10 protein-coding genes are annotated in these 15,261 nt (G+C 59.0%); 7 read left to right on the forward strand and 3 right to left on the reverse strand.

Going from position 1 to position 15,261, the window contains the following annotated elements:
- Positions 1-14: 14 nt before the first annotated feature.
- Entirely contained in the window at positions 15-3,173 is a 3,159-nt protein-coding gene (locus J7520_RS18705; protein WP_291191806.1) for a DEAD/DEAH box helicase family protein, read from the forward strand.
- Positions 3,174-3,226: 53 nt separating this feature from the next.
- Here the strand turns inward: J7520_RS18705 and J7520_RS18710 are convergent, their stop codons facing one another.
- On the reverse strand, positions 3,227-3,433 hold the full coding sequence (locus J7520_RS18710) for a hypothetical protein (RefSeq protein ID WP_291191808.1): 207 nt from the start codon (positions 3,431-3,433) through the stop codon (positions 3,227-3,229).
- A gap of 115 nt (positions 3,434-3,548) precedes the next feature.
- On the opposite strand from J7520_RS18710, the gene J7520_RS18715 reads away from it, so the two are divergent.
- From J7520_RS18715 to J7520_RS18730, 4 genes are read left to right on the forward strand one after another with little or no spacing between them, the layout of a single operon-like run.
- Complete coding sequence (locus J7520_RS18715) at positions 3,549-6,380, forward strand: site-specific DNA-methyltransferase (protein WP_291191810.1); 2,832 nt, start codon at positions 3,549-3,551, stop codon at positions 6,378-6,380.
- A 24-nt stretch (positions 6,381-6,404) separates the two neighbouring features.
- A complete protein-coding gene (locus J7520_RS18720; protein WP_291191812.1) occupies positions 6,405-6,950 on the forward strand; it encodes a hypothetical protein in 546 nt (181 codons plus the stop codon).
- Positions 6,947-8,053, forward strand: coding sequence for a hypothetical protein (locus tag J7520_RS18725; RefSeq protein WP_291191813.1), 1,107 nt, complete (start codon positions 6,947-6,949; stop codon positions 8,051-8,053). Before J7520_RS18720 ends, J7520_RS18725 begins: the two co-directional genes overlap by 4 nt.
- Positions 8,050-10,137, forward strand: a complete 2,088-nt coding sequence (locus J7520_RS18730) for a 3'-5' exonuclease (protein ID WP_291191815.1) — start codon at positions 8,050-8,052, stop codon at positions 10,135-10,137. The genes J7520_RS18725 and J7520_RS18730 overlap by 4 nt, the downstream gene beginning before the upstream one ends.
- A gap of 106 nt (positions 10,138-10,243) precedes the next feature.
- Here the strand turns inward: J7520_RS18730 and J7520_RS18735 are convergent, their stop codons facing one another.
- Positions 10,244-10,567: a hypothetical protein gene (locus J7520_RS18735; protein WP_291191817.1), complete on the reverse strand. Its 324-nt coding sequence runs from the start codon at positions 10,565-10,567 to the stop codon at positions 10,244-10,246.
- A 176-nt stretch (positions 10,568-10,743) separates the two neighbouring features.
- On the opposite strand from J7520_RS18735, the gene J7520_RS18740 reads away from it, so the two are divergent.
- On the forward strand, positions 10,744-11,070 hold the full coding sequence (locus tag J7520_RS18740) for a helix-turn-helix transcriptional regulator (protein ID WP_291191819.1): 327 nt from the start codon (positions 10,744-10,746) through the stop codon (positions 11,068-11,070).
- Positions 11,071-11,321: 251 nt separating this feature from the next.
- Positions 11,322-12,482, forward strand: coding sequence for a YaaC family protein (locus J7520_RS18745; protein WP_291191821.1), 1,161 nt, complete (start codon positions 11,322-11,324; stop codon positions 12,480-12,482).
- Positions 12,483-13,188: 706 nt separating this feature from the next.
- Here J7520_RS18745 and J7520_RS18750 read toward each other — a convergent pair.
- On the reverse strand, positions 13,189-15,099 hold the full coding sequence (locus J7520_RS18750) for an AAA family ATPase (RefSeq protein ID WP_291191823.1): 1,911 nt from the start codon (positions 15,097-15,099) through the stop codon (positions 13,189-13,191).
- Positions 15,100-15,261 lie beyond the last annotated feature (162 nt).

Raw genomic sequence — 15,261 nt, forward strand, 5'->3', positions numbered from 1 at the left:
GCGTGCTGTCGTCCATGAGTGAGAATCCGTTCTTCGATCGTCCGGTGCTGAACTCACCGTACGACGTGCCCACCAAGCACTGGGAACTCGATGACCAGGGTCAACCGACCCAGGAAATTATTCCGAGCCGACGTCGGGCAGAATTCGTCACGCCTATCCCACTGCCGCGTAAGCGCAAGGGGGCGCAACAAAAGGATTTGCTGCTTGGTCAGCAGGACCTATCGACCGAATCCCAGCAGTATGCACATACTGCGATCATCAACGGCGTGCGCGCCGAGGTCGACCGTTGGCGCAGCCTACCGAATCCGAATGATTGGCGCGTCACACCCGAAACCGGACGCCTGCTGCAGCACTGGCGCAGCCATGCGTTCACCGGTGTACGACCGTTTTTTTGTCAAGTCGAGGCCATCGAAACCGCGATCTGGCTGACCGAGGTCGCTCCGCAGATCGGCAGAAACGGCCAACGTTTCCTCGATCACATGGCCGATGCGAACGCCAATGCCAATCCCGATCTCGCACGCCTCGCTCTCAAACTCGCGACCGGTGCCGGCAAGACCACCGTGATGGCGATGCTGATCGCCTGGCAGACCGTCAACGCGGTACGCCGACCGACCAGCAAGCGCTTCACGCGAGGCTTTCTCGTCGTCACGCCGGGCCTGACCATTCGCGATCGCCTTCGCGTGCTCCAGCCGAACGATCCGGACAGCTACTACGCGAACCGCGAGCTCGTGCCGGCTGATCTGCTGCCCGATCTCGAACGCGCGAAGATCGTCATCACGAACTACCACGCGTTCAAACGACGCGACCGCCTGGAACTGTCGAAGACCGGCCGCCTACTGCTGCAAGGTCGCGGCGGCGAAGTACTCGATACGATCGAGACCGAAGGCCAGATGCTCCAGCGCGTGATGCCGGAACTGATGGGCCTTAAGAACATCCTCGCAATCAACGACGAAGCGCATCACTGTTACCGCGAGAAGCCGCGCCTGGACAACGAGGACGAAGACACCCTTCTTAAGGGCGAGGATCGCAAGGAAGCCGAGCGCAACAACGAGGCTGCGCGAGTATGGATTTCCGGTCTCGAAGCAGTAAACCGCACGCTCGGCATCGCGCGCGTGATAGATCTTTCGGCGACGCCGTTTTTCCTCGGCGGCTCCGGCTATGCGGAAGGCACGCTGTTCCCGTGGACGATGAGCGATTTCTCGCTGATGGACGCGATCGAATGCGGCATCGTCAAGCTGCCGCGCGTGCCGATCGCCGACAATCTGCCCGACGCCGCGGCGGAGATGCCGAAGTTCCGCGAGCTGTGGAAACACATTGGCAAAAAGATGCCGAAGAAGGGCCGCAGCACCGGCGGCCAGCTCGATCCGCTGAGCCTGCCGGTCGAATTGCAGACCGCGCTCGAAGCGCTCTACGGCCACTACGAAAAAACGTTCGAACTCTGGCGCAAGGCTGACATCAAGGTTCCACCATGCTTCATCATCGTCTGCCAGAACACGGCGATCTCCAAGCTGGTCTATGACTTCATTTCCGGCTTCCGACGTACGAACGAGGACGACTCCTCATCGTTCGAGCAGGGTCGGCTCGCGCTGTTTCGCAATTTCGATGAGCACGGCGAGCCGCAGCCGCGTCCGAACACCCTGCTGATCGACAGTGAGCAGCTCGAATCCGGCGAGGCGCTCGACACCAACTTCCGCGAATTTGCCGGCGACGAGATCGCACGCTTCCGCCGCGAGATCCTCGAACGCACCGGCGACCCGCGCCAGGCCGAGGCCGTAACCGACCAGGACCTGCTGCGCGAGGTCATGAACACGGTCGGCAAGGAAGGCCGTCTCGGTGAAGCGATCCGTTGCGTCGTCTCGGTCTCGATGCTGACCGAAGGCTGGGACGCGAACACGGTGACCCACGTGCTCGGCGTACGTGCGTTCGGCACGCAGCTCCTTTGCGAGCAGGTCATTGGCCGCGCGCTGCGCCGGCAGTCGTATGAACTCAACGCGGAAGGCCTGTTCGACGTCGAGTACGCCGACGTGCTCGGCATTCCGTTCGATTTCACCGCGAAACCCGTCATCGCCCCCCCGCAGCCGCCACGCGAGACCGTGCAGGTGCGCGCCGTACGTCCCGAGCGCGACGCACTGGAGATCGCGTTCCCGCGCGTCGCCGGTTACCGCACCGAACTGCCCGAGGACCGGCTCACCGCGCGATTCACCGACGACTCCGTGCTCGAACTCACGCCGGACTTGATCGGCCCGTCGATCACGAAGAACGCCGGCATCATCGGCGAAGGCGTCGACTTGAGCCTCATGCACACCGGCGACGTGCGCCTGTCGACCGTGCTCTACCGCCTCACCCAACGCCTGCTGATGACCAAGTGGCGCGATCCCGGCGAAGCGCCGCGCTTCGCGCTGTTCGGCCAATTGAAACGCATCACCAAGGAATGGCTCGACACCTGCCTCGTCTGCAAGGGCGGCACGTTCCCGGCGCAGTTGCTGTATCAGGAACTCGCCGATATCGCCTGCAACCGTATCACCGCAGCGATCACGCTGGACCAGATCGGCCGGAACCCGGTCAAGGCGATCCTCGATCCTTACAACCCGCGTGGGTCGACGCGCCACGTCAACTTCACGACCTCGCGCAGCGATCGCTGGCAGACTGACGCACGTAGGTGCCACGTCAACTGGATTGTGCTCGACAGCGGCTGGGAAGCCGAGTTCTGCCGCGTCGCCGAGTCGCACCCGCGTGTGCTCGCCTATGCGAAGAACCACGGCCTCGGCCTCGAAGTGCCCTACCGCTTCGGTTCGCAAACGCGCAAGTACCTGCCGGATTTCATCGTCCGCATCGACGATGGCCGCGGCGTGGACGATCCGCTGAACCTCATCATCGAGATCAAGGGCTACCGCCGCGAGGACGCTAAGGAGAAGAAGTCCACGATGGACACCTACTGGATTCCCGGCGTCAACCACCTCGGCAGCCACGGCCGCTGGGCTTTCGCCGAGTTCGGCGACGTGTACGAATTGCAAGAAGATTTCGCCAAGAAGGTCAAATCTGAGTTCGACAAGATGATCTCGAACGTTGCTCGTTCGGGGGGGGCTCCAGGAGCAAGGCGGTTGGCTAACGCGGGGGGCAGCGAGCCGAACCTTGAGCCGATTCCTCGTCGCAGAAGCGAGTTGGATGAATGATTCTTGTTGATACGTCAGTGTGGGTTGACCACCTCAGAACCAGCGTTACGAAGCTAGCAGAGCTTCTGCATGCAGACTCGGTAATGATGCATTCGGCGGTGCTGGGTGAATTGGCTTGCGGGAGCCTGGCGAATCGATCGCAGCGGATAGAGGATTGGAAAGCTCTTCCACCCGTCAAGGAGTTTTGCAATGGAGCGGCCCTGGATCTGATCGAGAGTCACGGCTTGATGAGCCGTGGAATCGGACTGGTCGATGTCCATCTTCTATGCTCGGTGCTGAATCACCCGGGATGCTTGTTGTGGACGCGTGACAAGCGACTCCGCGATATCGCGGAAGAGCTTTTGATCTCATTTTGCGAGTAGGATTTGGAAGTCCATGGCCAAGAAGCAGCAGCTCCCGAAGACCATCGCCGCGCTGACCCACGCCGATGCGAAGCGCAAGAACTTGCCCACAGCCGAGATGCAATCGGTCATGCAGAAGGGCGAGCGCGAGGCGGTCAAGGTCGCCTATGCGCGCGGTGCGCACGGGCTGGAGGACGAGAAGCAGCAGCGCAACCGCGACCTCGACCCGCAGCTCGTCTGGCGCGGTAAGGACCAGCAGGACTGGTCCGACCTCGTCGTCAACGCGCCGCCGCTGTACATCCAGGAGAAGGTGCATCCGAAGGCGTTGATCGACGACCTCAAGCGGCGAAGCGAAGCCGGCAAGGGCGCCCAAGCCGGCACGATGGACGACCTCTTCGCCGACTTTAACGGCATCCCCGAAGGCGCCGACAAGACCGAATTCTACCAGCACGACGCGAACTGGCAGAACCGCATGATCCTCGGCGACAGCCTGCAAGTGATGGCCTCGCTGGCCGAGCGTGAGGGGCTGCGCGGCCAGGTGCAGTGCATCTACTTCGATCCGCCCTACGGCATCAAATTCAACAGCAACTTCCAGTGGTCGACGACCAGCCGCGACGTCAAGGACGGCAACACCGCGCACATTACGCGTGAGCCGGAACAGGTCAAGGCGTTCCGCGACACCTGGCGCGACGGCATCCATTCCTACCTGACCTATCTGCGCGACCGATTGACGGTGGCACGCGACCTGCTGACCGAGTCTGGCTCGATCTTTGTACAGATCGGCGAAGAGAACGTTCACCGCGTGCGTGGCGTGATGGATGAAGTATTTGGGGATGACCACCTAATTGCGCAAATCAATGTACTGAAAACGGCGACGCCGAGCGCGCTTCTCGACGACAATTTCTTCTACTTGCTTTGGTACGGAAAGAATCGCAAAGACACCAAATTCCGCACTTTGTTGCTCGACAAGCCAATGGGAGAATGGGTCTCCGAAACTCGTGGTGGTTCATGGGGGCTAAAATCCACGCCAGTTGACTACCGCCCGCTTGAGCCTTCTGAACGCGACGATCCAACCACAATTCCACAGGGCGAGGTGTATGCCCTTTCAAAGACGAACTCAGCTGGACCAGCAGCGGCGGATCGCCCATTCGTCTTTCGTGGCAAGGCATTCTCGGCTGGTGCGAATGCTCATTGGAAGACAACCAGTGAAGGGATGGAGCGTCTAGTCAAAGCAGATCGACTTGAAACGCGAGGTGGTCCGCCGTGGATGCGGAAATTTCATTCGGATAGTCCGTTCAAGCGTATGACCAACGCATGGTTGGACACATCGGGTAAATCCACTTTACGTTGGTATGTTGTCCAAACAGATACGCCGATCATTCAACGATGTGTATTGATGGCTTCAGACCCGGGAGACCTCGTGCTTGATCCTACCTGCGGCTCCGGCACCACCGCCTATGTCGCGGAACAGTGGGGCCGCCGTTGGATCACGATCGACACTTCGCGCGTCGCGCTGGCGTTGGCGCGCGCGCGCATCATGGGTGCGCGCTATCCGTTCTACCTGCTGGCCGACTCCCTTGAGGGTCAGCAGAAGGAAGCCGACGTCACTCGTACCGTGCCAAAGTCCGCGGCGACCTGGGGCAACATCCGCCACGGCTTCGTCTACGAGCGCGTGCCGCACATCACGCTGAAGTCAATCGGCAAAAACGCCGAGATCGATGTGATCTGGGACAAGTACCAGCAGGTGCTGGAGCCGCTGCGCGAGAAATTGAACAAGGAGGAAGGCACGCACTGGGCGGAATGGGAGATTCCGCGCAGTAACGAAAAGCTATCTCTCGGCGGCAAGGTGTTTCATGAGAAATGGTGGCAGCAGCGCATCGCACGCCAAAAGGAGATTGATGCCTCGATCGCCACCAAGGCCGAGTACGAATACCTCTATGACAAGCCCTACGACGACAAGCGAAAGGTCCGTGTCGCCGGTCCTTTTACCGTCGAAAGCCTGCTGCCGCACCGCGTACTCGGCGTGGACGAGAACGACGAGCTGATCGATGGCGTCGGCGATGAGAAGGCCGGCTACGGTGACAGCCGCGACTTCGTGCAGATTATCCTCGAAGCCCTGCGTGTCGCCGGTGTGCAGCAGGCACACAAGGAAGACCGCATCATCTTCACAACCCTGACGCCGTGGCCCGGCAGCCTGATCTGCGCCGAAGGACGATACACGGAAGGCGACAAGGAGAAGCGCGCCGCGGTCTTCATCGGCCCGGAGTTCGGCACGGTTTCGCGCCCCGACCTCGTCTCCGCTGCGCGCGAAGCCGGCGACGCCGACTTCGACGTGTTGATCGCCTGCGCCTTCAACTACGACGCGCACTCGACGGACTTCGCCAAACTCGGCCGCATCCCCGTACTCAAGGCGCGCATGAATGCCGATCTGCACATGGCCGAAGATCTCAAGAACACCGGCAAGGGCAACCTGTTTGTTATCTTCGGCGAACCCGACATCGACATCCTCGACGCCGACCCCGACAGCGCGCCCGGCCAACTCCGCGTCAAAGTCAATGGCGTGGACGTGTTCAAGCCGAATCTCGGCAAGATCGAATCCAGCAGCACCGACGAAATCGCCTGCTGGTTCATCGACACCGACTACAACGAAGAATCCTTCTTTGTCCGCCACGCCTACTTCCTCGGCGCGAACGATCCCTACAAGGCTCTTAAGACCACACTGAAAGCCGAGATCGACGAAGATGCCTGGACCACACTACACAGCGACATCTCACGCCCCTTCGACAAGCCGACCTCCGGCCGCATCGCCGTTAAGGTCATCAACCACCTCGGCGACGAAGTAATGAAAGTGTTCAAGGTCACATAGATCGTGAGCGCGAACGAGCCCGGCATGGCGAAGCCCAGACTTCTCGTTGGCGATCTTCATGAACGTCACACCGGGCTGACGGCCGCCCTCGGTGGAACCTTCTTTGAGGCAGCATGCGTTTGCTTCAGCCGTCATCACGAGTCGCCTGTCGATGTGGAGATCGTGCGGAAGGAAGGAAGCGCTGTTCGAGAATTTGCCTTCGATCCTCCCGATGAAAGGGAACGCAACGCCCACGCGAATGAGATCGACGCAACGGAAGCCGGAGCCTACGGCGTGAGTCTTGCTGCGGTTGAGGCTGTGGAATCGCTCGTCGCCGTCCGGCGCGCGGAGACGCTTTCCGGCGCGGATTGGTATGTGGCCCCAGTAGGTGCAGCATCCGACGACTTGGAAGCCTGCTATCGCTTAGAAGTCTCCGGCACCGATACCGGCACCCTCTCCGTCGTTGAGACACGCCTGAGCCAAAAGGTCCAGCAGACCAGGGCTGGCAAGTGCAACTTGCCCGCCATAGCTTCCGTCGTTGGATTCAAACAACGCGTTGTCGCAATCCGGAAGGTGGATGATTCGCTGTGAGCTGGACCACCTTCCATGCCGAGAGCGAGAAGCTAGCAATTGAGGCACATCTCGCAACTAAGAGCCGTGAGTATGAGCGAGCGTATGAACTCTATCGGCGAGCTGCTGAGGCCGAATACCATGCACTTGGCCTTGTTGATCCATCCAAGTTGCGGACGCGTGCCGTTACAGCGGTCAGCGCGGTCGCGCTCTGGTTCAAGGCGCAGGAATACGCCGCTGCGGAACAATTGGCGCACCAAATGTTGGCTGACGCAACAGTACCGGAGTTCGCGAGAAGTGATCTGCGGAATCTCGTGCAGGCGATATGGACGGAAGCTTCCAAGAAATCTGCGGGAGTCGCGTTCCTTCCCGGCCAGGTCGCCGTATCAGTTAGAGGTGGCGAAGTCGTTACGGGCGGCGCGCCGCTGGATCTGATCGTTGAGAAGGTCCAAACCATCCAATCATTGTTCTATCGCACTATCGAATACTTGCAAGGAGCTTCGCATCGACGATCTGGAAGGCCGTCGAGGGAAATCCAGGACGCTTGCCGCCCTTGGTTGTTCCAGGCGGCGCCGGGCAGCTATCAATTCACGGTCGCAATACAGACGCCTGCCCAACCAGACTTCTTCAAAGCCGATGTTGAGCCCGAGCGCGTCGCCACCCATTTTCTCGACGTGGTTGGTGCGTCAGCGAGTGACGATGCTGCACGAATGGAAGTACTGGTTCCGGACCCAACCTACCGGAGCACATTCTTGAAGTTGACTCGGAACCTTGCGCCTACGGGCAAGAGCTTCGATGCGATAGAACTTCGGGGTGCGGGCGATGCTCGACCGGTTTCCCTGGGCATTGAGGCGCGCGTGAACATTCGGAAGGCGCTCAAGATGGAACAAGCGCCATCAGTCCTCAGCGCGTCGACAGTTGAGGAACTGAGGGGAACGCTTCGTGCGGTGCATCTCGACAAGGACTGGTTGGATATCATGGTCGATGGCGTGCCGACGCATGTCATTGGCTTAGAGGATGCTGTCGATGACGTAATCGGACCGATGGTCAATAAGCAGATCATCGTCCGCGTGAACCGCTCTGCCGGCAAACTCTTCTACGTTGATATCGAACTGGCGGAATGATGGAATTTCGTATCGCCGATACGTTCACGGAGAGCCTTGCGCGCCTCACCAGCGACGAGCAGAAGGCGACCAAGACAACCGCCTTCGATTTGCAATTGAATCCCGCACATCCAGGTATGAGCTTCCACAAGCTCGAACGTGCGAAGGACCGCAACTTCTGGTCGCTTCGCGTTAATGCGGACATCCGCCTAATCGTGCATCGCACAGCGTCGAGCTTGCTGTTGTGTTACGTGGACCATCACGACAAGGCTTACGCATGGGCTGAACGGCGGAGGCTTGAGGTACATCCGTCGACTGGCGCGGCGCAGCTTATCGAGATTCGTCATCGTGTCGAGGAAGTGGCGGTACGCCGCTATATTGAGATCGAGCAGTCGAAGCTGTCCGCAAAATTGAAGGTGCTTCCGTTCGCCGATATCGCCGATGAGGAGTTACTTGGCTACGGCGTGCCGCAGGAGTGGCTCGCCGACGTGCACACGGCGGATGAAGATGCGTTGCTCGATCTCGCAACGCATCTTCCGGCGGAAGCTGCGGAGGCATTGCTGGAGCTTGCGACCGGCGGTAGGCCGCAGAAGCCTGTCGCGCCCGTTCCGGGGGCTGATCCATTCGCACATCCGGATGCGCAGCGTCGTTTCCGTACGGTGCGGGGTATCGAAGAACTGGAGCGCGCGCTGACTTGGCCGTGGGACCGCTGGATGGTCTTTCTGCACCCGGCGCAGCGACAACTCGTCGAGCAAAAATACAACGGCTCTGCGCGCGTGTCTGGCTCGGCAGGCACGGGTAAGACAATCGTCGCGTTACATCGCGCTGTGCACCTGGCGCACACGAATCCGGATGCACGGGTGCTGTTGGCCACGTTCTCCGAAACACTGGCGAACGCGCTACGCGGACTTCTGAAGCGGCTGCTGACGGGCCAACCTAGACTCGGCGAGCGCATTGATGTGCATACACTCGACGACCTCGCGGTGCGACTGTATGAGCCGGTTTTCGGCCGTGCACGGGTCGCATCACGCGATGATCTGCGGGCAGAGTTGAGCGAGGCTGCGACACAAACTGGTAGTGGAATGTTCTCGGATGCGTTGCTGCTTGGGGAGTGGGAAGAAGTCGCCGATGCGTGGCAGCTCGAATCCTGGGAAGCGTACCGCGCCGCTCGGCGGCTCGGCCGCAAAACGCGCCTGCCAGAGGCGCGGCGCGCGGCTTTGTGGTCTGTGTTCGAGCGTGTACGTGTGAAGCTCGCAGCGCGCGGTTTGATGACGCTGCCAGGGGTCTATGCAAAGGTGGAAACTGAGCTTGCCACGCGAAAGCATCCACCGTTCGATTTCGCGGTGATCGACGAGGCGCAGGACCTCAATGTGGCGCAGTTGCGCTTCCTCACAGCGCTGGGTCGGCATCACGTAGACGCGTTATTCTTTGCTGGCGATCAGGGGCAACGCATTTTTCAAACGCCATTCTCTTGGAAGGCTCTCGGTATCGACGTGCGTGGTCGTTCGCGAACGCTGCGCATCAACTACCGTACCTCGCACCAAATTCGCATGCAGGCCGATCATTTGCTCGGTCCGGAAGTATCGGATGCGGACGGCAATGTGGAGGAGCGTCGCGGCACAGTATCGATGTTCAATGGACCTGCACCAGAAGTGTGCGTGTTCGATACGCAGCTGGCCGAAGCGGAAGCGGTCGCGGCATGGCTTAAGCGTTGCCGCGGCGAAGGCACCGCATTTCGCGAAATTGGCATCTTCGTTCGCTGCGAAGCCGAACTGAACCGCGCGTTGCAGGCTGTTCACATTAGCGGTCAGCCATTCAAGCGACTCGACGGCAGTATCGATGATGAAACGGACCGTGTTTCGATCGGCACTATGCATCTCGCCAAGGGGCTGGAGTTTCGTGCTGTCGCCGTGATGGCCTGCGATGACGACGTGATACCGTCTCAGGAGCGTACGGAAGACGCTGCCGATGACGCCGACCTGCAGGAGATCTACGACACAGAGAGGCACTTACTCTATGTCGCCTGCACTCGGGCGCGTGATCGATTGCTGGTGACTGGCGTGTCGCCTGAATCGGAATTCATCAGTGATCTAAAACAACGATGAAGGACGCCCCTCACATACTAGCCGGACCATTCGGCCGCCCCAGCCATGCAATCCCCGAACAAGCGCGTCGACCGCCTTCATGCTTGGACAGTGCAAGCAGTTGTTTTCATTCGATCGATTTCTGGTTGCGAAATCCGAGCTGTACAGCGCGAGCCAAGCAATACGGGACTGCTGCTGTCGCAACAGCCAAACCCGCGCCAGCTGCCTGTTGGGGTGCGCTGGCTGCTGAGAGCGCCGTTGCGACGATCTGAAGAATGCCAAGCACGCTTCCGATGACGGTTGCTATCCAACAAAAGCGTTCCAACCGCGAGATCCCCGAGGAAGCCTTACGGCGCTCCGATTGAAGCGAAACGCGGAGCTGCTCCCCAAGCGCCATTGAAGCCCGCTGAAAATTCACGCCGCACTTCGGGCACACCTCGTCTACGGTCATGCTGGCGTCGGCCTTGACCGCCCCGCACTCAACGCACGTCCGATTCATAGCAAATTCTCCAATCGCACCAGCCTCACTGGTCAGCTGGCTCAGCGAAGCACGCTAAGGAATCCTTAGTATACACGGCATTCGACGACCCCGAACCTTTCCCGTCAAGTCATCATCGGCGCGGGCGTGTGAGTTCTGCGAAGAGAGGCGGTCCGACGGTTGCCAAGCGTCTGCGAGAGGCCCGTATAGAAGCGGGTATTTCGCAGCGAGAGTTGGGCGTGCGCGCCGGCATCGACCCGTCAGTGGCTTCGCCGCGTATCAACCAATACGAACGCGGCAAGCACCTGCCTGATCCGACAACCCTGGAACGCTTGGGCAATGTCTTGGATCGACCTCTGCCCTATTTCTACGCAGCCGATGACACGTTGGCAGCCTTTATCATCGCCTTCGCCAGCGCCACAGCGGCGCAGCGTCGGCGACTCGCGACATATCTTACCGGTGCTTCAACGACTTAAGGTCGCCTATACACCGGGTGATCCGAGATCTGAGAAGCCGACCGACTAAGTTTCGGATCCAACATCGTCGTTCGTCTAGCTAATTGTGCCGGCCGATCAAGAAGATTCGCTGCAGTATGTCGGGACGTCCTGCGAAAGCCAGCGATATTGGTGATAAGCGGGCATGTTGTCGGGCCGAATACGAAAGTGGGCTGCGCAACCGCATAATGACTGAGTCTCAGTGAAACAACGGCCACCTCGTCGGAGAGACTATGCCACTGCCTCAACCACGAGCGAGTGAACTTCTTCGCATTAAAGATCGACCGCTTGAATTTTCGTTCTGGCCGATGGAGCGCACAACGAGGCGCTACGGACTCGGCGCGCGGGTTTTTGCGACCGACCCATGGACCGTCATCCGTCGCAGCATTGAACGTCGCTGTCTCAAGACAACAAAAGACGCGGCAAGCGCGCTGATCGAACAGGCAGAGGACTTCTTCGTCGCCGCTGCATCTGGGGTCAAGGCTGCGAAACCCCTGCTCATGTACTACTGCGTAATGAATCTAGCGAAGGCCCTGGTCCTTTGCGTGCGTCAACGTCAAGAAGTTGATAATGCGCAGCATGGCGTATCAGAGAGATTGGATGCTCCTCCCAACAACAAGGAATTGTTGAACGCTTGGCTAAATGCCGCGACGACCCTACCAGCTGGTGCGATACCTCTTGGTCGCATCCAAGTATTCCACGAACTCGCGCGGGCACTCGGCAGCGGCGGTGCAATCCCAGTAAACAACACCAGGTTCGACCTTCCTGCGTTGATGCCACAGATCGTCCCCGGACATCGCTTATGGATTGAAGCGTCCAACTATCGCGAACGATTTGTATCGCTACAGCGAATCGAATTCCGCAAGAATCCGAACGCGAGAGAAGTATGGATTCGCATGTTTTTATTCGCAGACGATCTCCGCCGTGTCGATCTCGGACACCAGGATTTCCTCCTGCAAGCTCAACTAGCAGGGTCATTCTATGAAGTAGCTACAGTAGAGACAGAACAGGAGCGACGTTTGATCTGCTTGGATCAAGCAAATGTCACGCCGTACAACCACCGGCCATCCGATGTTATTCCACAGTTGGTCGGGAGCATACGGCAACGCCTCTGGCGAACGGTGCTCACATCACCTCCCTATCGCAAATACTACTGCTATGCAGCACCCGTTGCTGAACATGCGCAAGTATTGACGCAGCTCCTTTCCATTTACGCGATCACTTTCTATCTTGGCTCGATAGTGCGGTATCGGCCACACCATTTTGACAAGATTCTGCAAAGCGCTCATGGCCCCTTCGTGGAAGCGTTCCTGAACGATCAGCCGCAACAATTGGCATATTTATTCGCCTCAGAGTTTGCGGAGAAAGAAGTCACTCGAGCAGCTATTGTATAGCGCCCACGTCTGGCGCTTTTTTCAATGTCGCTCACCGGTGGCGCGTTCTTGACAGCTAGTGCTACCGTTTTTCCAGACGCTAGAACGTTCCGAATCAAATGGGCGAGCATCACCGATTGCTCGATCGAGGTGCCCACCCGCCAGCTGCGACGGATATGCTCTACCTCGAAAGTGGGATTCGGGTCAGCACGCGGTGTCTCGGAAGGCGGATATCTGACGGAACTAATCACGGAGCTCAACCGAATCCTCAATAGATTCAATGGATTATTGGAGTCGGGAATGGGACGCTGCATCCCCGTGTCAGGGGGTAGGCCGGCCCTGCCCTCCAACGACTGCGCTGTCGGGCTGCGATCGGGTTGCATGAACGAGTGTGCCGCGAGTTGCGGCGAGCCTGAAATCGACCCAAGGCGTACGGGGACGTCCCGTCAAATCGCATTACACCGCGTTTGCGTGCGATTGACGGGAGCCCTGGGGCAGCCTACCGACACCGTCGTCGATGCCGCTACCGCACTGGGCTTGGAGCGCCGAACTCCTGCAATTACCTGGGCTTTCGCCTATGACCTCCGCGCTCACCCATGAACCTTCGGAGCGGGACCCCGCTATTTTTCCCGTATTTTATTCGTGCAACGCCCAATCACCCAAGCGTTGTTACAGATTCGCCCAACCAAGGCGTACGGATTCGCCTAATCGCCAATCGCCCAGGGGCCTATAAAGGCCCCGTCACAGGCGGGTGCGGAAACTGGGGGCTTTCGCGTCCCTTCGCCCCGCGCGGCTTACCAGGCGAGCGGGAGATTCCAGCTTTGTTGATCCAGGACTGAATTGTCGACACCGGAATTCCGGTGCGCTCGCTGATCGAAGCCGTCGTCGTTCCCTCGCGATACAGCGTGAGCACTTCTTCTTTCTGACGCTGCTTTGCGTATCGGTCCTTTTCGCGGGAGTCAATCCCCAGAACATCTGGTAGCTGGATGAGAACCGCAGACGTCTCTTTGTTTCCATCCTCGTCTTGGACATCCAGATCTACTTGTCGCAGCGAGAACGTCTGCGAACGCGGTTTGGGCCAATCTTTCTCTTTCACGCTCGACAGCTCTATTCCGAGCGGGGTCTTTTCAAGATAGACCGAGCCATCGACCGCGCCGACGAAAGCGGAACTCCCGCGTCCCGTTTTCCGTGGATCATGACCTGTGTGATGTACCACAACCACCGAACATGCAAACTCGTGCCTGATAACGTCGAGTGCCGCGATGAAACGATTCATTGCGGCTGTGTCGTTCTCATTTTCACCGCCGAATGCGCGTGCTAGCGTATCGACCACTATCAATTCGGGCATGCCATACATTTCAACGAGGCTACGCACCTCGGCAACAACTGTGCGAACAGCGCTCTCATCACAAAGACCGGGCAGACAGTCTGATAGGAACAATGATGCGTCGCGTAGCGAGACGTCATGCTCAAGCTCCCACGCGCGCAACCTGTTCGTGAGTCCAAAGTTGCCTTCGCCGGCGAGGTAGAAAACGGACCCTTGCTCGACGCGACATCCGTGCCATTCGACACCAGCGGCCACGCTAGCTGCCCAATCCAAAGCCAGGAATGTTTTTCCGACACCCGGCTGCGCTACCAGTGCGGTAATTGCGTCTTTCGCCAACCAGCCTTTGATCACCCAAGAGATCGGACGAGGATCAAGCTCGCCATATCTAGTGAAACGGATAATTCTTCTGTCGGCAATCTTAGGATCGAGGTTGCGTTGTGTTCCGGCAGCCTTGGGGTTCTTCCATCCTTTCGCTTGCGCGTCCGCGAAGACTGCTTCATAGCTCGTTTTCGATGTACCCAACCTCGTCCACTTCTCGAGTGCTTCGCTCTCGTTGAATTTTTCGCTCTTGCTCGACCATTCCAGCCAGAGCGCCTGTCCTCTCGAACCGAGCTCCTTAAGATGAAGTCCTATTTTGACCCAGGTCGAATAGTCATCTGAGTTTATCGCCGTAAGCGCGCTGCGTAGGTCGGCTTCGGTGTCGTCCGAAATCCAGCGGACACCCGAGATAGCAAACTGTTGGCCGTCCAGTTCGGCGTGACGCCGGAAGTAGTTCGCCGGGTATGACTCACCGCCTTCGCTTACGACGGTGCGAACGAACCAGGGATCTGCTTTTTGATGTATGAAACCCGGAAGCCTCATCACTCGCGGTAGGTCGCAGACGCTAGCATCACCCCCGAAGAGCGCCGCCAACTCCCTCTGCACTCCTGAGAATTCGTGAACCGCAAGACCGGTCACTCGCCAGTAGGCGTGAAAGCGCTGCGGAGAAGTCTCCACAACTATATGCGGCGGCAGCTTCGCTCCTAGCACCGGCTCAATGGGAGCGCCATCTAGATCAACAAAGACGGCGCGCACGCGATCGATTTCTGCGGCCTTCTGCCCTCCTGAGTTCACTACGACAAAGACACCGGCTCCAGCTCGATTTAGTTGAGCAAGCTGATTCGCGTGTTCGCGGAGGGTGCCTGAGAACTTGAACGCCGTGGCCTTCGACCCGGGCCCATCTTCGCGATCGGAAAAGGTCCGAAACTCGAAGCGATCTGTACTTGGGTCAAGCGTTCGCAGGAATTCCTCCGCGAGCGAGATGTCGATCACGACCCCACTTTCACTCTCATCGCGTGGAGTGGGTATGCCATGCGGTAGGTCGGACGCGTCTTGCATGCCCTACTCACCCAAGACGGCCGAGTGAGTCGATCCAACGACTCACTTCGACTAGGCGGTAGTAAATGCTCCTCCCGATTCGAACACGCGGCGGTC

The sequence above is a fragment of the Dokdonella sp. genome (genome assembly GCF_017744955.1).
Classification (GTDB): Bacteria; Pseudomonadota; Gammaproteobacteria; order Xanthomonadales; family Rhodanobacteraceae; genus Dokdonella_A.